The organism is Streptomyces diastaticus subsp. diastaticus, assembly GCF_011170125.1.
Taxonomy (GTDB): Bacteria; Actinomycetota; Actinomycetes; order Streptomycetales; family Streptomycetaceae; genus Streptomyces; species Streptomyces diastaticus.
The window spans coordinates 789,651-806,904 of record NZ_BLLN01000003.1; the positions used below are offsets into that span (position 1 = coordinate 789,651).

17 protein-coding genes are annotated in these 17,254 nt (G+C 72.2%); 10 read left to right on the plus strand and 7 right to left on the minus strand.

Annotation, left to right across the window (positions count from 1 at the left end):
• Nucleotides 1–224: 224 nt before the first annotated feature.
• The 3 genes from Sdia_RS11940 to Sdia_RS11950 form a co-directional block, all read right to left on the minus strand.
• Nucleotides 225–1,226 carry a COX15/CtaA family protein gene (locus Sdia_RS11940; protein WP_100453199.1) on the minus strand — a complete coding sequence of 334 codons (1,002 nt, stop codon included), beginning with the start codon at nucleotides 1,224–1,226 and terminating at the stop codon, nucleotides 225–227.
• Nucleotides 1,227–1,309: 83 nt separating this feature from the next.
• Nucleotides 1,310–2,077: an ABC transporter permease gene (locus Sdia_RS11945; RefSeq protein ID WP_185392895.1), complete on the minus strand. Its 768-nt coding sequence runs from the start codon at nucleotides 2,075–2,077 to the stop codon at nucleotides 1,310–1,312.
• On the minus strand, nucleotides 2,074–3,033 hold the full coding sequence (locus tag Sdia_RS11950; RefSeq protein WP_115068563.1) for an ABC transporter ATP-binding protein: 960 nt from the start codon (nucleotides 3,031–3,033) through the stop codon (nucleotides 2,074–2,076). The genes Sdia_RS11945 and Sdia_RS11950 overlap by 4 nt, the downstream gene beginning before the upstream one ends.
• 248 nt (nucleotides 3,034–3,281) lie before the next feature.
• Here Sdia_RS11950 and Sdia_RS11955 point away from each other — a divergent pair, with 248 nt between their 5' ends.
• From Sdia_RS11955 to dapD, 9 genes are all read left to right on the plus strand, one after another.
• On the plus strand, nucleotides 3,282–4,010 hold the full coding sequence (locus tag Sdia_RS11955; protein WP_189500016.1) for a helix-turn-helix transcriptional regulator: 729 nt from the start codon (nucleotides 3,282–3,284) through the stop codon (nucleotides 4,008–4,010).
• Nucleotides 4,007–5,428: a Fe-S cluster assembly protein SufB gene (gene sufB, locus Sdia_RS11960; RefSeq protein WP_100453203.1), complete on the plus strand. Its 1,422-nt coding sequence runs from the start codon at nucleotides 4,007–4,009 to the stop codon at nucleotides 5,426–5,428. The genes Sdia_RS11955 and sufB overlap by 4 nt, the downstream gene beginning before the upstream one ends.
• A 244-nt stretch (nucleotides 5,429–5,672) precedes the next feature.
• Nucleotides 5,673–6,872: a Fe-S cluster assembly protein SufD gene (sufD, locus tag Sdia_RS11965; RefSeq protein ID WP_100453204.1), complete on the plus strand. Its 1,200-nt coding sequence runs from the start codon at nucleotides 5,673–5,675 to the stop codon at nucleotides 6,870–6,872.
• A gap of 5 nt (nucleotides 6,873–6,877) precedes the next feature.
• Nucleotides 6,878–7,195, plus strand: coding sequence for a non-heme iron oxygenase ferredoxin subunit (locus Sdia_RS11970; protein WP_100453390.1), 318 nt, complete (start codon nucleotides 6,878–6,880; stop codon nucleotides 7,193–7,195).
• Nucleotides 7,196–7,201: 6 nt separating this feature from the next.
• A complete protein-coding gene (gene sufC / locus Sdia_RS11975; protein WP_100453205.1) occupies nucleotides 7,202–7,966 on the plus strand; it encodes a Fe-S cluster assembly ATPase SufC in 765 nt (254 codons plus the stop codon).
• Nucleotides 7,963–9,231, plus strand: coding sequence for a cysteine desulfurase (locus Sdia_RS11980; RefSeq protein ID WP_100453206.1), 1,269 nt, complete (start codon nucleotides 7,963–7,965; stop codon nucleotides 9,229–9,231). Before sufC ends, Sdia_RS11980 begins: the two co-directional genes overlap by 4 nt.
• Before the next feature lie 10 nt (nucleotides 9,232–9,241).
• Complete coding sequence (sufU, locus tag Sdia_RS11985; protein WP_100453207.1) at nucleotides 9,242–9,718, plus strand: Fe-S cluster assembly sulfur transfer protein SufU; 477 nt, start codon at nucleotides 9,242–9,244, stop codon at nucleotides 9,716–9,718.
• Entirely contained in the window at nucleotides 9,715–10,053 is a 339-nt protein-coding gene (locus Sdia_RS11990; RefSeq protein ID WP_100453208.1) for a metal-sulfur cluster assembly factor, read from the plus strand. The genes sufU and Sdia_RS11990 overlap by 4 nt, the downstream gene beginning before the upstream one ends.
• 169 nt (nucleotides 10,054–10,222) lie before the next feature.
• Nucleotides 10,223–11,212, plus strand: coding sequence for a 2,3,4,5-tetrahydropyridine-2,6-dicarboxylate N-succinyltransferase (gene dapD, locus Sdia_RS11995; protein WP_100453209.1), 990 nt, complete (start codon nucleotides 10,223–10,225; stop codon nucleotides 11,210–11,212).
• Between the two features lie 76 nt (nucleotides 11,213–11,288).
• On the opposite strand, the gene Sdia_RS12000 is transcribed toward dapD, so the two are convergent.
• Complete coding sequence (locus tag Sdia_RS12000) at nucleotides 11,289–13,151, minus strand: DUF8508 domain-containing protein (protein WP_189500017.1); 1,863 nt, start codon at nucleotides 13,149–13,151, stop codon at nucleotides 11,289–11,291.
• Between the two features lie 240 nt (nucleotides 13,152–13,391).
• On the opposite strand from Sdia_RS12000, the gene Sdia_RS12005 reads away from it, so the two are divergent.
• A complete protein-coding gene (locus tag Sdia_RS12005) occupies nucleotides 13,392–14,852 on the plus strand; it encodes a hypothetical protein (protein ID WP_189500018.1) in 1,461 nt (486 codons plus the stop codon).
• 180 nt (nucleotides 14,853–15,032) lie between these two features.
• On the opposite strand, the gene Sdia_RS12010 is transcribed toward Sdia_RS12005, so the two are convergent.
• The 3 genes from Sdia_RS12010 to Sdia_RS12020 all read right to left on the minus strand — a co-directional run bounded on the left by Sdia_RS12010 (nucleotide 15,033) and on the right by Sdia_RS12020 (nucleotide 17,135).
• Nucleotides 15,033–15,215 carry a hypothetical protein gene (locus tag Sdia_RS12010; protein WP_100453212.1) on the minus strand — a complete coding sequence of 61 codons (183 nt, stop codon included), beginning with the start codon at nucleotides 15,213–15,215 and terminating at the stop codon, nucleotides 15,033–15,035.
• Between the two features lie 271 nt (nucleotides 15,216–15,486).
• Entirely contained in the window at nucleotides 15,487–15,663 is a 177-nt protein-coding gene (locus Sdia_RS12015) for a hypothetical protein (protein ID WP_164494908.1), read from the minus strand.
• 281 nt (nucleotides 15,664–15,944) lie between these two features.
• Nucleotides 15,945–17,135: a TerD family protein gene (locus tag Sdia_RS12020; RefSeq protein WP_115068560.1), complete on the minus strand. Its 1,191-nt coding sequence runs from the start codon at nucleotides 17,133–17,135 to the stop codon at nucleotides 15,945–15,947.
• Nucleotides 17,136–17,254 lie beyond the last annotated feature (119 nt).

Below are 17,254 nucleotides of genomic sequence, written 5' to 3' on the forward strand. Positions count from 1 at the left end.
TGCGACACGGCAGCGCCCCCAGGGGCCCTCTTCTTCGACAGCCGCTCCGGCCTCGCCCGCCCCGGCTCGGGCGGACGTCCTGCCGCAGGCCCCGCACCGCGGAGCGCGAACGCGAGGCCGCCCTCACCTCCCGGCCCGGCCGGCACGCCCCGGGACGGCGGCGCCCCCGCTCCCTCGGCTGGGGAACGGGGGCGCCGCCGGGATGCCGGGGGACCCGGGGAGGGTCAGTGGGCCGCCGCGACGGGGGTCTCCGGCCGAGCCGGGACCTGCCCCGGTGCGGCGTACGGGCGTTCCCGCAGGGAGAGCAGGAGGCGCAGGACGCCGATCCACACCAGGCACGAGCCGAGCATGTGCAGGCCGACCAGGATCTCCGGCAGGTCGGTGAGGTACTGCACGTAGCCGATGAGGCCCTGGAGGAGCAGGATCGCGAAGAGTTCGCGGGTGCGGGCCAGCGGTCCGGGCGGGGCGTCGACCGCCTTGAGGACGAACCACAGGGCGAAGACCAGGGCCACCACGACCCAGGCGAGCACCGCGTGCAGCCGGCTGACCACCTCCCAGTCGACCGGCATCCGCGGGACGTCGCTGGAGTCGCCCGCGTGCGGCCCGGCGCCGGTCACCACGGTGCCGACGGCGATCAGCAGGGCCGTCACGGCGACCATCACCTGGACCAGCTGACGCAGCGGCCTGCCGACCAGTGGCCGGGGGGGCTCGTCGCCCTCCTTGGCCCGCTGCCACATCACGGTCGCCACCGCGAGCAGCGCGGTGGAGAGCAGGAAGTGCGCCGCGACGGTGTACGGGTTGAGGCCGACCAGGACGACGATGCCGCCGAGCACGGCGTTGCCCATGACCACCCAGAACTGCACCCAGCCCAGCCGTGTGAGGGCGCGGCGGCGAGGCTTGGCCGAGCGGGCGGCGATGATCGCCCAGCCGACCGCGGCGGACAGGACGTAGGTGAGCATCCGGTTGCCGAACTCGATGGCGCCGTGCAGCCCCATCTCGCGGGTGGAGGTCAGCGAGTCCTCGGTGCACTTGGGCCAGGTCGGGCAGCCGAGGCCCGAGCCGGTCAGGCGCACGGCGCCGCCGGTGACCACGATGACCACCGTCATGACCATGGCGGCGAGTGCCGCCCGGCGGACCGTCCCGGGGGACGGGGTCCACCGCGCGGCGATGAAGGCGAGCGGGTTGCGTGCGGCCTCGACGGCGTCGGCACGGGTCTTCTCAGGCACGGGGACATGCTAGGCCGAAGCTTGTGCACGGTTTCACTTGGGGTCCCCGGCGGGTCGCCGGGGACCCGGCCGCGCGGGCCGGGTCACTCCCAGCGGAAGAAGCGCCCCGCCGCCGCGAGCGCGGCCACCGCCCACACCGCGAGGATGCCGGTCTGGGCGAGGGGCAGTCCGGCCCCGTCCTGGAGGATCGCGCGCAGTCCCTCGGAGAGCGCAGAGATGGGCAGCCATCCGAGCGCCGCGCCGACCGCGTCCGGGAACTTCGACAGCGGCACGACGACCCCGCCGCCGACGAGCAGCAGCAGGAAGACCAGGTTGGCCGCGGCCAGCGTCGCCTCGGCCTTCAGCGTGCCCGCCATCAGCAGGCCGAGCCCGGAGAAGGCCGCCGTACCGAGCGCCAGCAGCAGGAGCACGGCGAGCGGGTTGCCGTGCGGGGACCAGCCCAGCGCCAGCGCGATCACCGCCAGCAGCACCACCTGGATCACCTCGGTGACCAGCACCGCCAAGGTCTTCGACGCCATCAGGGCCCAGCGGGGGAGCGGCGAGGCCCCCAGCCGCTTGAGGACGCCGTAGCGGCGCTCGAAGCCGGTGGCGATGGCCTGGCCGGTGAACGCGGTGGACATCACGGCGAGCGCGAGGACGCCGGGGGCGAGGAAGTCGACCGGCTCGTCGGCGCCGGTGTCGACGACGTCCACCGTGGAGAAGAGGACCAGCAGCAGCGACGGGATGATCACGGTGAGCAGCAGCTGCTCACCGTTGCGCAGCAGCAGCCTGGTCTCGAAGGCGGCCTGGGCGGCGATCATGCGGCCCACCGGCGCCGCCCCGGGCCTCGGGGCGTAGGTACCGGTCCTCATGCGCGCAGCTCCTTGCCGGTCAGTTCGAGGAAGACGTCCTCCAGGGTGTGGCGCTCCACCGAGAGCTGGTCGGGCATCACCCCGTGCTGGGCGCACCAGGAGGTGACGGTGGCCAGCAGCTGCGGGTCGACGGTGCCGGTCAGCCGGTACGAGCCGGGCACCAGCTCGACGGCGGCGGTGTCGGCGGGCAGCGCCTTCAGCAGCGAGGCCAGGTCCAGGCCGGAGCGGCCGGTGAAGCGCAGGGTGTTCTCGGCGCCGCCCCGGCACAGCTCCTCGGGGCTGCCCTGGGCGACGACGCGCCCGGCGTCGATGATCGCCACGTCGTCGGCGAGCTGCTCGGCCTCGTCCATCGCGTGGGTGGTCAGCACCACGCTGACGCCGTCGGCGCGCAGCTCGCGGACCAGCTCCCAGGTGGAGCGGCGGGCCTGCGGGTCGAGCCCGGCGGTCGGCTCGTCGAGGAAGACCAGTTCGGGGCGGCCCACCACGGCCATGGCGAGCGCGAGCCGCTGCTGCTGGCCGCCGGACAGGCGCCGGTAGGTGGTGCGGCCGCAGGAGCCGAGGCCGAGACGTTCGACCAGCGCGTCCACGTCCAGCGGGTGGGCGTGCAGCTTCGCCATGTGCCGCAGCATCTCGTCGGCGCGGGCGCCGGAGTAGACGCCGCCGGACTGGAGCATCACGCCGATCCGCGGGCGCAGCGCGGGCGCCTCGCGGACCGGGTCGAGGCCGAGTACACGGACGGTGCCGGCATCGGGCCTGCGGTAGCCCTCGCACGTCTCGACCGTGGTGGTCTTGCCCGCGCCGTTGGGGCCGAGGACGGCGGTGACGCCCGCCCGGGCGGTGAGGTCGAGGCCGTCGACGGCGGTCTTGGTGCCGTACCGCTTGATCAGGCCCCGCACCTGGAGAACGGGCTCCGGTGAGGCGGGCCGGGGAATCTCGCCCGGTGGGGTGCTGCGCATACCGGAGAGTCTAGGGACGGGCCCCCGCGCCCCGGTACGTGGGCCGCGGGGCCGCGTCCGCCGCCGGGCCGGCCCGGAGGCGGACGCGCCGGACGGTGACCGCGCGTGCCCTGCCGGTGTGGTTCCTTGTGACGGGTGGGACCGGTACCACAGCAAGAACGGTTAGGTAACCCTAAGTGATCGAAACCACTCAGTGGTCGCCACCTGCGCGGTTGTCGCTCTCGGTCGAATTACGCAACAATGGCGTTGTGAAAAAGGCTGGCGAGGCTCCGCAGGAGGAACTCGCGACCGGTGAGCGCTCCACCCGCAACCGTGTCGCGCGCTCCATCCTGGACCACGGCCCCTCCACGGTCGCCGCCCTGGCGAAGCGGCTCGGGCTCACCCAGGCCGCCGTCCGCAGGCACCTCGACGCGCTCGTCACCGACGGCGTCGTCGAATCCCGCGAACAGCGCGTCTACGGCGCCCGGACCAGGGGCAGGCCCGCCAAGGTCTTCGCCCTCACCGACTGCGGGCGGGACGCCTTCGACCAGTCCTACGACACGCTCGCCGCGGACGCGCTGCGCTGGATCGCCGAGACGGCCGGGCCCGAGGCGGTCGCCGCCTTCGCCCGGGCCAGGGTCGCCGCCCAGGCCGAGCAGTACCGCGCCGCCATGGGTGACGCGGACCCGGCGGACCGCGCCCACGCGCTGGCCAAGGCGCTGAGCGCCGACGGGTACCCTGCTACGGCGCGTAGCGCCCCCGAGCCGCAGCAGGGTGAGCAGCTCTGCCAGCACCACTGCCCGGTCGCGCACGTGGCCGAGCAGTTCCCACAGCTCTGCGAGGCGGAGACCGAGGTCTTCTCCCAGCTCCTGGGCACCCACGTCCAGCGCCTCGCGACCATCGCGCACGGAGACGGCGTCTGCACGACGTTCATCCCGCGCGCCACCCCGCAGACCACCGACACATCAGCAAGCACGGCCGGGAGGAACCCCGCATGACGCTCCCCACGGAGACTGCCCACCCCGAACTCGAGGGCCTGGGTACGTACGAGTACGGCTGGGCCGACTCCGACGCGGCCGGAGCCTCCGCCCGGCGTGGCATCGGCGAGGACGTCGTCCGCGACATCTCCTCCAAGAAGTCCGAGCCGGAGTGGATGACCAAGCTCCGCCTCAAGGGCCTGAAGCTCTTCGGCAAGAAGCCCATGCCGAACTGGGGCTCGGACCTCTCCGGCATCGACTTCGACAACATCAAGTACTTCGTGCGGTCCACCGAGAAGCAGGCCGAGTCCTGGGAGGACCTGCCGGAGGACATCAAGAACACGTACGACAAGCTCGGCATCCCCGAGGCGGAGAAGCAGCGCCTGGTCGCGGGCGTCGCCGCGCAGTACGAGTCGGAGGTCGTCTACCACCAGATCCGCGAGGACCTGGAGGAGCAGGGCGTCATCTTCCTCGACACCGACACCGCCCTGAAGGAGCACCCGGAGCTCTTCCAGGAGTACTTCGGCACCGTCATCCCGGCCGGCGACAACAAGTTCGCCGCGCTGAACACGGCCGTGTGGTCCGGCGGCTCCTTCATCTACGTGCCGAAGGGCGTGCACGTGGAGATCCCGCTCCAGGCCTACTTCCGGATCAACACGGAGAACATGGGCCAGTTCGAGCGGACGCTGATCATCGTCGACGAGGACGCCTACGTCCACTACGTCGAGGGCTGCACCGCGCCGATCTACAAGACGGACTCGCTGCACTCCGCGGTCGTCGAGATCATCGTCAAGAAGGGCGGCCGCTGCCGCTACACGACCATCCAGAACTGGTCGAACAACGTCTACAACCTGGTCACCAAGCGCGCCGTGGCGTACGAGGGCGCGACCATGGAGTGGGTCGACGGCAACATCGGCTCCAAGGTCACCATGAAGTACCCGGCCGTCTACCTGATGGGCGAGCACGCCAAGGGCGAGACGCTCTCCATCGCCTTCGCCGGCGAGGGCCAGCACCAGGACGCGGGCGCCAAGATGGTCCACATGGCCCCCAACACCTCCTCCAACATCGTCTCCAAGTCGGTGGCGCGAGGCGGCGGCCGCACCTCCTACCGCGGTCTCATCGAGATCGGTGAGGGCGCCCCGGGGGCGAAGTCGAACGTGCTGTGCGACGCACTGCTGGTCGACACCATCTCCCGCTCGGACACCTACCCCTACGTGGACGTCCGCGAGGACGACGTGTCCATGGGCCACGAGGCGACCGTCTCCAAGGTCTCCGAGGACCAGCTCTTCTACCTGATGAGCCGCGGCCTCACCGAGTTCGAGGCGATGGCGATGATCGTGCGCGGCTTCGTCGAGCCGATCGCCAAGGAGCTCCCCATGGAGTACGCGCTGGAACTCAACCGGCTGATCGAGCTCCAGATGGAAGGCGCCGTCGGCTGACGCCGAGCCCGTAGCACGAGGGGGCGCCTTCACGGCCCCGCACGGCGCCCGCGGGCGCCCGGCACGCACTCCCGCCCCACCGGGCGAAAGCCCGAGTACGTCCAGTACGAGAGCTTCCGCCCGGCGTGCCGAGAGCACGCACCGGCCACCGCGGAGACCGCACAGGACGGTGAAGGCACCCCCTGACGAAGTCCTCCGGCTCGGTTCGCTGAGTCCGACGCAGAGAGAGAGCACCACGACAGCCATGGCTGAGGCCCAGAACGCCCCCGTCCAGGGGGGCACCGTGCCGGCGGGTTCCACCACCGCCGGTCAGATCGCGGTGGCCGCCGAGTCGACCGTCGCCACGCGCATGAGCGCGCCCCCCTCGTACGACGTGGCCGACTTCCCGGTCCCGCACGGCCGCGAGGAGGAGTGGCGGTTCACGCCGCTGGAGCGGCTGCGCGGCCTGCACGACGGCACCGCCGTCGCCGACGGCGGCATCCGCGTCGAGATCTCCACCCCCGAGGGGGTCACCCAGGAGACCGTCGGCCGCGACGACGCCCGCGTCGGCCGGGCCGGCAAGCCCGTCGACCGCGTCGCCGCCCAGGCGTACAGCGCCTTCGAGAAGGCGTCGGTCATCACCGTGCCCAAGGAGGCGCGGCCCGAGGAGCCGATCCGGATCACCGTGCACGGCGAGGGCGGCACCGCCTACGCCCACCAGGTGATCGAACTCGGCGCCTTCGCCGAGGCCGTCGTGGTCGTCGACCACACCGGTGACGCGGTCCTCGCCGCGGGCGTCGACTACCTCATCGGCGACGGCGCCAAGCTCACCGTCGTCTCCGTCCAGGACTGGGACGACAACGCCGTCCACGTCGGCCAGCACAACGCGCTGATCGGCCGCGACGCCTCGTTCAAGTCCGTCGTCGTCACCTTCGGCGGCGACCTGGTCCGGCTGCACCCGCGCGTCAACTACGCCTCGACCGGCGGTTCGGCCGAACTGATCGGCCTGTACTTCACCGACCGGGGCCAGCACCAGGAGCACCGCCTCCTGGTCGACCACGACCAGCCGCACTGCACCTCGAACGTCGTCTACAAGGGCGCGCTCCAGGGCGACGACGCGCACGCCGTCTGGATCGGCGACGTCCTCATCGAGGCCGCCGCCGAGGGCACCGACACCTACGAGATGAACCGCAACCTCGTCCTCACCGACGGCGCGCGGGTGGACTCGGTGCCGAACCTCGAGATCGAGACCGGCGAGATCGTCGGCGCCGGCCACGCCTCGGCGACCGGCCGCTTCGACGACGAGCAGCTCTTCTACCTGATGGCCCGCGGCATCCCCGAGGCCGACGCCCGCCGCCTGGTGGTCCGCGGCTTCTTCGCCGAGCTGGTCCAGCAGATCGGGCTGCCCGACGTCGAGGAGCGGCTGCTCGCCAAGATCGAGGCCGAACTGGAGGCCGCGGTCTGATGGCCATCGCGTACGTGAGGGCCTGCGGCCTCAGCGAGCTGGAGGAGGACACCCCCAAGCGGGTGGAACTCGACGGCACGCCGGTCTCCGTGGTGCGCACGGAGGGCGAGGTGTTCGCGATCAACGACATCTGCTCGCACGCCAACGTCTCGCTCTCCGAGGGCGAGGTCGAGGACTGCCAGATCGAGTGCTGGCTCCACGGCTCCGCCTTCGACCTGCGCACCGGCAAGCCCTCCGGGCCGCCGGCCACGCGCCCCGTCCCCGTATACCCCGTAAAGATCGAAGGGGACGACGTGCTCGTCTCCCTCACCCAGGAGTCCTGAGGCACCATGGCAACGCTTGAAATCCGCGACCTGCACGTCACCGTCGAGGCCGACAACGCCACGAAGGAGATCCTCAAGGGCGTCGACCTGACCGTGAAGCAGGGCGAGACGCACGCCATCATGGGCCCGAACGGCTCGGGCAAGTCGACGCTCGCCTACTCGCTGGCAGGCCACCCCAAGTACACGATCACCGGCGGCACCGTCACCCTCGACGGCGAGGACGTCCTGGAGATGTCCGTCGACGAGCGGGCCCGCGCCGGCCTCTTCCTCGCCATGCAGTACCCGGTCGAGGTCCCCGGCGTCTCCGTCTCCAACTTCCTGCGCACCTCCGCCACCGCCGTCCGCGGCGAGGCCCCGAAGCTGCGCACCTGGGTGAAGGAGGTCAGGGAGGCCATGGAGAGTCTCCACATGGACCCCGCCTTCGCCGAGCGCAACGTCAACGAGGGCTTCTCCGGCGGTGAGAAGAAGCGCCACGAGATCCTTCAGCTCGAACTGCTCAAGCCGAAGGTCGCGATCCTCGACGAGACCGACTCCGGCCTCGACGTGGACGCCCTGCGCGTCGTCTCCGAGGGCGTCAACCGCGTCCGCGAGGGCGGCGAGGTCGGCACCCTGCTGATCACGCACTACACCCGCATCCTGCGGTACATCAAGCCCGACCACGTCCACGTCTTCGCGGGCGGCCGCATCGCCGAGTCCGGCGGCGCGGAGCTGGCCGACAAGCTGGAGGCGGAGGGCTACGAGTCCTACGTGAAGGGTGGCGCATCCGCGTGACTGTGGCCCATCAGGGGCTCTCCGGCCTCCTCGACACCGAGGCGATCCGCAAGGACTTCCCGATCCTGCACCGGGAGATCCACGACGGCAGGAAACTCGTCTACCTGGACAACGCGGCGACCTCCCAGACGCCCCGCCAGGTGCTCGACGTGCTCAGCGAGTACTACGAGCAGCACAACGCCAACGTCCATCGCGGCGTGCACGTGCTCGCCGAGGAGGCCACGGCGCTGTACGAGGGCTCCCGCGACAAGGTCGCCGCCTTCATCAACGCCCCGAGCCGCGACGAGGTGATCTTCACCAAGAACGCCTCCGAGTCGCTCAACCTCGTCGCGAACATGCTGGGCTGGGCCGACGAGCCCTACCGCGTCGACGCCGACACCGAGATCGTCATCACGGAGATGGAGCACCACTCCAACATCGTGCCGTGGCAGCTGCTCTCGCAGCGCACCGGCGCGAAGCTGAAGTGGTTCGGGCTGACCGACGACGGCCGCCTCGACCTCTCCGACATCGACGAGGTCATCACCGAGAAGACGAAGATCGTCTCCTTCACCCTCGTCTCCAACCTGCTGGGCACGCTCAACCCGGTCGAGAAGATCGTCCGGCGCGCCCAGCAGGTCGGCGCCCTGGTCCTCATCGACGCCTCGCAGGCCGCCCCGCACATGCCCCTGGACGTCCAGGCGCTCCAGGCCGACTTCGTGGCCTTCACCGGCCACAAGATGTGCGGGCCGACCGGCATCGGCGTCCTGTGGGGCCGCCAGGAGCTGCTGGAGGACCTGCCGCCGTTCCTCGGCGGCGGCGAGATGATCGAGACCGTCTCGATGCACTCCTCGACGTACGCTCCCGCGCCGTACAAGTTCGAGGCCGGCACGCCGCCGATCTCCCAGGCCATCGGCCTGGGCGCGGCGGTGGACTACCTCAGCTCCATCGGCATGGAGAAGATCGCCGCCCACGAGCACGCGATCACCGAGTACGCCGTCGAGCGCCTGCTCCAGGTCCCCGGCCTGCGCATCATCGGCCCGGCCTCGGCCGAGGACCGGGGTGCGGCGATCTCCTTCACGCTGGGCGACATCCATCCGCACGACGTCGGGCAGGTCCTCGACGAACAGGGCATCGCGGTCCGCGTGGGACACCACTGCGCGCGCCCGGTCTGCCTGCGGTACGGAATTCCCGCGACCACGCGGGCGTCGTTCTATCTGTACTCCACGCCCGCCGAGGTCGACGCCTTGGTGGACGGGCTGGAGCACGTACGGAACTTCTTCGGCTGAGGGACGGCTCGTGAAGCTGGATTCGATGTACCAGGACGTGATCCTGGACCACTACAAGAACCCGCACGGGCGGGGGCTGCGCGAGGGTGACGCCGAGGTGCACCACGTGAACCCGACGTGCGGCGACGAGATCACCCTGCGGGTCAGGTACGACGGCGAGCGCATCGCCGACGTCAGCTACGAGGGGCAGGGCTGTTCCATCAGCCAGGCCAGCGCCTCGGTGCTGAACGACCTGCTGGTCGGCAAAGACCTGGCCCAGGCGCGGAAGATCCAGGGCACCTTCCTGGAGCTGATGCAGTCCAAGGGCCAGATCGAGCCGGACGACGCCATGGAGGAGGTGCTGGAGGACGCCGTCGCGTTCGCCGGCGTCTCCAAGTACCCGGCACGCGTCAAGTGCGCGCTGCTGAGCTGGATGGCATGGAAGGACGCGACCGCCCAGGCCCTGGGCGAGGACGCGAGCGACACGACCGCGAGGAGGACGGCATGAGCGAGAACGCCGAGGCCACTCTGAAGCCCGCCTCCGAGGAGGAGGTCCGCGAGGCGCTGCTGGACGTCGTCGACCCCGAGCTGGGGATCGACGTCGTCAACCTGGGCCTGATCTACGGGGTGCACGTCGACGACGCGAACATCGCGACCATCGACATGACCCTGACCTCGGCGGCCTGCCCGCTGACCGACGTCATCGAGGACCAGGCCAAGTCGGCCACCGACGGGATCGTCAACGAGCTCCGGATCAACTGGGTCTGGATGCCGCCGTGGGGCCCCGACAAGATCACCGACGACGGGCGCGAGCAGCTCAGGGCACTGGGCTTCAACGTCTGAGTTCCGGGTGCGCCGCGGCGCACCCGGGGAAGGCGGGATCCACCGGTCACGGCCGGTGGACCCCGCCTTCTCGGCGTGCCGGACCTGCTCGGAACCCTCCGGCGGCACCTGCCGTCCGCGCCGCGCGCTCGGTTGGCCCGGGCGGGGTGAGGACGGTTAGGTTGCCCTCATGACCGACTCGACTGCTACTCGTACCACCGGCGCCGTCGCCGCCGGGCTGGCCACGCTCTCCGCCGACGGCACGGTGCTCGACACCTGGTTCCCGGCGCCCGAACTGACCGACGAGCCCGGTCCCGCCGGCACCGAACGGCTCACCGCGACGCAGGCCGCCGAGGCGCTCGGTGAGGCCGCCGCCCAGGTGCTGGGTGAGGACCCGCGCCGCGGGGTGGAGACCGTCGCGGTGCGTACGGTCATCACCTCCCTCGACGACAAGCCGGTCGACACCCACGACGTCTACCTGCGGCTCCACCTGCTCAGCCACCGCCTGGTCCGTCCGCACGGCCAGAACCTGGAGGGCATCTTCGCCCACCTCGCCAACGTCGCGTGGACCTCGCTCGGCCCCGTCCCGGTCGACTACCTGGAGCAGGCCCGGCTCAACGCCCGCGTCGCCGGGCTGCACCTCCAGGTCACCTCGGTGGACAAGTTCCCCCGGATGACCGACTACGTCGCCCCGAAGGGCGTCCGCATCGCCGACGCCGACCGCGTCCGGCTCGGCGCGCACCTCGCCGAGGGCACCACGGTGATGCACGAGGGCTTCGTCAACTTCAACGCGGGCACGCTCGGCACCTCCATGATCGAGGGCCGCGTCTCGGCCGGCGTGGTCGTCGGCGACGGCTCCGACATCGGCGGCGGCGCCTCCACCATGGGCACCCTCTCGGGCGGCGGCAACGTCGTCATCTCCATCGGCGAGCGCTGCCTCGTCGGCGCCGAGGCCGGCATCGGCATCGGCCTGGGCGACGAGTGCGTGGTCGAGGCAGGGCTCTACCTCACGGCGGGCACCCTGGTCACGCTCCCCGACGGCGAGGTCGTCAAGGCCCGCGAGCTGAGCGGCGCCTCGCACATCCTCTTCCGCCGCAACTCGGTCACCGGCGCCGTCGAGGGCCGCCCGAACAACGCGGTCTGGGGCGGGCTGAACGAGGTCCTGCACAGCCACAACTGACCCGGCGCGCCCGGTCCAGGAGTCAGCGGAACGGCCCGCCCCGGAACGCCGGGGCGGGCCGTCCGTCGTGCCCGGCTCAGGGGCGGAACCGCAGGACCTGCGGGTCGTGGTCGCTGTTCTGGTCGGCGAACTCGGCGTTGATGTGGACGCTGTCGTAGCGGAAGTGCCTGACGGCGGGGCTGACGAGGATCTGGTCGAGGACCTGGCTGTTGCCCTGGAAGACGTACGAGTAGCGCTCGGCGCGGGGCAGGGAGAGGACGGCGGGCCTCAGGACGCCGCCGGAGCCCAGCGCCTCGGTGGTGCCGGAGAACTCGAAGTCGTTGATGTCGCCCAGCACCAGGACCTTGGCCTCGCGGTCGGCCGACAGCAGCTTCTTCACGAAGGTGTTGACCGAGGCGGCCTGAGCGTGCCGCTGGGTCTCCGAGGAGCGGGTGGGCGGCTGGTGGTGGCCGGCCAGCGGCTCGTCGCCGCCCTTGGAGGCGAAGTGGTTGGCCACCAGGAAGACGCGCTCACCGCGGAAGGTGAACTCGCCCGCCAGCGGCTTGCGGCTGTTCCGCCAGGCCGGGTCGGCCGGGTCGACGCGGCCGGGGGAGTGGGTCAGGGCCGCGCCTCCTCGCTCGCGGACCACACCGGTCGCGGTGGTGGCGTCGCCGCCGGGCCGGTCGGTGAAGGAGACGCGGCCGGGGTTGAAGAGGAACGCCTGCCGGATGTTGCCGCCGGGCTCGCCGCCGTCGGCCTTGTCCACCGGGTCGATGCTCCGCCAGTCGTAGGCCGGGCCGCCGGCCGCCCTGACGGCCTCGGTGAAGCGGCGCAGTGTCTCCTCGGCGGAGACGGTGCCGTCGTCGGTGGGGCCGTTGTCGTCCTGGATCTCCTCCAGGGCCAGCACGTCGGGTGAGGCGAGGTTGGTGACCACGGCCTTCGCCAGCGCGTCGAACTTCTCCTGCGGGTCGCCCGGGTCGAGGTTCTCCACGTTGTACGTGGCCACCGCCAGCTCGCCCTTCGCCTGCGGCCTGGTCTTCTCGCGCTCCAGGCCGCGGCTTCGGACCTCGCCCAGTTCGCGGGCGGCCAGCGTGTACCCGCCGTACTGGTTGTAGTCGAGCGGACCCTCGGTGCGGCCGGTGAGGCGGTCGCCCACATCAGCCCGGGGGAAGGGGCTGTCGGCGAGCGGGGCGAGCTGCTGCACCTGGAGCCGCCCGGTGTTCTGCGCCGCGTAGGAGCCGTAGACGGTGCCACCGCGGGGGCTCGGCCGCTCACCCGGCTTCACGGTCACCCACAGCTCGGCGTACGGGTCGGTGGCGCCGACGACGCGGGAGGTGCCGATGCGGACGTTCATGCCCTCCAGCGACTCGTAGAAGTCCAGTGCGTACGAACGTGGGCGCAGCGTGAGGGAGTTGATGGACCCCCCGGCGTCCGGGCCGCCCTCCGGGGTGTAGCGCGGCGGGACGGTCCGGGCGTCGATCACCTGGGCGGGCGGCAGCGGGTTGCCGGAGGAGACGACGGTGACCGAGGGCCGGGAGAGCTGGGTGAGCGACTGGTTCCCGCCGGCGGCGCCGCCCGGGACGTACTCGGTGACCGTGCCGGTGACCTCGACGGCGTCGCCCGCCCGCACCGTCGGGGAGCTGTTGGTGAAGACGAAGAGGCCCTCGCTGGTGGCCGGGTCGCCGTCGGGGCGGGTGTCCTGGAACCAGAAGCCGCGCGAGCCGTACGTCCGGACGCCCGTGACGACCCCGGGCACCGCCTCCACCTGCTGTCCCGCCAGCGGCGAGAGGCGGGTGGTGCCCTGGATGTCGTGGATGCGCACGGCGGCGTCGGCGGCGGCCTGCGGTGAGGCCGCCACCAGCAGACCCGCGCCGAGCGCCGCCGCGCAGAGGGCGGCGACGGCGGGGGAGCGGCGCAGCAGCGCGGCGCGGGGCACGGGGCGGGCGGGAGAACCGGCCATGGAGGACTCCGAAAGTGGTGGAGAACGGGACGAGAGACAAGGCGCGGGAGCCGGTCCGCCGGGCGGGACCGGGCCCCGGACGCGGCTCTACGCGCGTCAATCTCTTGGAGGGCGGGGGGAGTTGTCAAGGGTCGGCGGATGTACGCCGGGTGACGCGGGCCGGAACCGGTCGGCATGCCCGCAAATCCGTCTACGCTGAACCGGCACCAGGACACGCCGCCGACCGAGGAGAACCCCCCGATGCCCGCACACCCCCCGGCCCTGCCCCCGGTCAGGCTCGCCTCCGAGGCGGAACTGGCGCGCGACGCGCTCGCCACCCCCCTGCTGGGCCGCGCCGTGCGGCTCGCCCGCTGGGCCGGGCCCGCGACCCGGGTCGGCGCGGGCGGCGAACTCCTCGACGCCCAACTGCCTGAGGCCGCCGAGGCGCTCGGTCTGCCCGCCGGGGACGAGGGCGAGGCCCAGGCGAGCGAGGCGTGGCGGGTCGCCGTGGACACCGGCCTGGTCACCGTCGAGGACCCGGTGGAGAACGAGGGGGGCGAGGAGTCCCCCGGCACCGCCGAGGCCGGGCCCGAACTGGCCCTGATCACCGGCGGCAGCCCGCAGGACGTGGTGGGCGTCTGGGAGGCGGCCCTGGAGACGGTCCTCGCCGACGCCGCCGTACCGGACCTGGAGGGACTGGCCGAAGCGTTGGAGGCGGGTGAGGAGTTCGACCTCGACACGCTCGGCTGGGACCGGGAGGGCGAGGAGGATCTGCTCGACGAGGCCCTCACCAACCTCTACATCCTGACGCTGACCGCCGGCGCCGAGGCCGGGACGCCCGTGCCGCTGCCCGCCCTCGCCGCCACCATGGTCGCCTCCGACGAGCCGGTGGGTGAACCCTCCGACGAGGTCCTGGAGTTCGTCTCCGACACCATGATGCGGCTGGACGACTACTTCCGGGCGCTGGAGCCGATCGGGCTGGTGGAGTTCTGGCCGGTCGACGAGGAGCTGATGGCCGACGCGGAGGAGGAGCCCGGCGCACCCGGGCCGGAGGAGGACATCAGCCGCTACGGCATGGTCCGTCTCACCCCCCTCGGCCGCCACGCGCTGCGCCTGAGGCTCTCCGAGGCGGGGTACGAGACCCCGGTCGTCGGCGAGCTGGCCGGCAAGGGCGCCGACGCCCTCCTCGACGGCATCTGCGACTACCCGCCGCAGGCCGTCCGCGACGAGCTGGCCGCCTGGCTGAGCGGACGCGAGGCCGCCCCGGCCGCCCGGGACCTGCTCGCCGCGGCCCGGGGCACCGACGAGGGCGGGCCGCTGCGCCGCCTGCGCTGCCAGGAGGCGCTCTCCCTGGTCGGGCCCGAGGCCGAGGGGGCGCTGCGAGAGGTGCTCGACGACCCGGAGCTGGGCGGGCTCGCCCGGGTGTGGCTGGCGGAGCGGGGCGCCGCCGACGTGCCGCCGCCCGCGCAGGAGCTGGTCTTCTGGCTGACGGTCGACACCATCGCGGCCCAACTGGCGGCCGAGGGCAACTCCGAGGAGCTGCGCGCCCTGGTGGAGGGCCTCGCCGGGCAGCACAGCGGCTTCTTCGAGGCGGCCTGGCGGGTCGACCACCCCGCCACCGCCGACGTGCTGGAGGCGATGGGGCGGCTCCACCCGGACCGTAAGGTGGCCAAGGACGCGCGCAAGGCCGCCTTCAAGGCACGGTCCCGGCACGGGGCGTGAGCGCGCCGCCGCGGACGGGCCGCGAGGCCATGGCTTCCGTCGGGGGACACGGCATCCCGCGGTGCTCGTGACGCGGCGGCGGCCCGGACCATCTGCCTGGTCCGGGCCGCCGCCGTCTTGTGCGCCCGGGTGCGTGCGTGCTGTCCTCCGCCCGTCCCGACGGCCGGGCGGAGGGGGGCGTCAGGCCGCTTCGACGATCTCGTCGCGCATGGCCGCCGCCCACTCGGTGACCAGTCGCTGGTACTCCGCGGCCTCGTCGGGAGAGAGGGAACCGCCCGCGCGCAGCCACAGGCCGCGGATCTGCTCGTTCAGCACGGCGGCCGTACGCCGTGCGGGGCCGGAATGAGGGTGGTTCATGGACATGTGAGCAAGCCTAGGGGAAAGAACTGACGTTCCGCCACGGAGCAGTCACTGATCGCACCGAGACACGGCTGTGACCTGGGGGTTCTTCGTGAGGATGCTGTGAGGATCACATTCGCGTACCCCGGAAGGCGGTGCGGTACCGGCTGAACCGCGTCTTTCCGGAAGCGTGTGGGGGCGCACGGGCGCACAGGGGCGCGAGGCCGGGTGAGGGGGCGGGAGTGGCCGGGGTGGCGCGTGGGCCGCCGAACGGCTGCGGCCCGGCATCCGGAGGTTACGCGGCCTCGGGCTCCCCGGAGCTGACGGCGGTCGCCCACTCCTCCACCAGCGCCTCGTACTCCGCGCGCTGGGCCGCCGTGAGCCGTCCGGCAGAGCGCAGCATGAGGGCGCGGATCTGCTCGTTGATGACGGACGGGGGGCGCACGCGGGCGGTTACGGGGATGGAGGACATGTGAACAGAGTAGGGGCTCTCTGTGTGCCCGCGCTGTGGATTCCCGGCCGCCGGATTGCCCCGCTCCTTCGGGAACCCGCCCTGACCTGCGCATATGAGTGAATTTCGGCCTCAGGGCGGCCGATTGTGACGTTCGACGCCTCACCGGCCCGGCGCGTTACCGCCACGCCCTGCGCCCCTTGGCGGAAAAGCGTCGGCCGGGGGCGGTCTCGGGAACGCGCGGACGGGGGCGGCACCGCCCACCGGCGGTGCCGCCCCTCCACGGGTGCCGAAGACGCGCGCTACAGCGCCTGCGCGCCGGGCTTCACCATGCCGCGCACCGTGCGGGACTTCACGAAGTCGCCGATGGCCGTCATCTCCCACTCGCCGGAGAACTGGCGGATCAGCTTGGCCATGAGCACCCCGGTCTGGGGCTCGGCCGAGGTGAGGTCGAAGCGGACCAGCTCCTCGTCGGTCGCCGCGTCCACCAGGCGGCAGTACGCCTTGGCGACCTCGGTGAACTTCTGGCCGGAGAAGGAGTTCACCGTGAAGACGAGGCCGCTGACGTCGGCCGGGAGGCCACCCAGGTCGACCACGATGACCTCGTCGTCGCCCCCGCCCTCGCCGGTGAGGTTGTCACCGGAGTGTTTGACGGCGCCGTTCAGGATCGACAGGCGGCCGAAGTAGCAACTGTCGAGCTGGTTGCGCTGCGGGCCGTAGGCGATGACCGAGGCGTCCAGGTCGATGTCCTTGCCGCGGAAGGCCGGCTCCCAGCCCAGGCCCATCTTGATCCGCGAGAGCAGCGGGCGGCCGGCCTTGACCAGCGAGACCGTCTGGTTCTTCTGGAGGCTGACCCGGCCCTTGTCCAGGTTGATCTTCCCGGAGCCGGGCGCCGGGGGAGCGGGGGCGGCTCGGGGCGCGGCCGGCGGCGGGGTCGCCATGGCGGCACGAGGGTCCGGAGCGGCCGGTGCGGCGGCGGGCGGCGCGGGTGCCGCGGCCGGCTCCTCCTCGACGCTCACCCCGAAGTCCGTGGCGATGCCGGCCAGTCCGTTCGCGTATCCCTGGCCGACGGCGCGGGCCTTCCACGCGCCGTTGCGGCGGTAGACCTCGACGACGACGAGGGCGGTCTCGGAACCGAGCTGCGGCGGGGTGAAGGTGGCGAGGGCCTGGCCGTCGGCACCGCGGATGGTGGCGGTGGGCTCGATGCCCTGGAAGGTCTGGCCCGCGGCGTCCGGGCTGGCCGTGACCACGATCTTCTCGATCTGGGCCGGGACCGAGGCCGTGTCGACCACGATCGCGTCGGGGACGGAGCCGCCGCCCGAGCGGTAGGTCACACCGGCGCCGGTGGGCTGGTTGTAGAAGATGAAGTCGTCGTCGGAGCGCACCTTGCCGTCGGCGGTGAGCAGCAGGCCCGAGACGTCCAGCCGCACCGGGGCGGAGACGTCCACCGTCACGCTGGTGGCGGTGAGCGGGATGTTCGAGCCGGGGGTCATAGCTGTCATGCCTGGAGGAACGAACGACCCCGCTTTGCCGTTCCCTTACCTACGCCGGAAGTCTCCGGTTCGCCCGGACGGCGGCGCCCCGCCCCGCGCCCCGCCCCTCACCGCCGCCT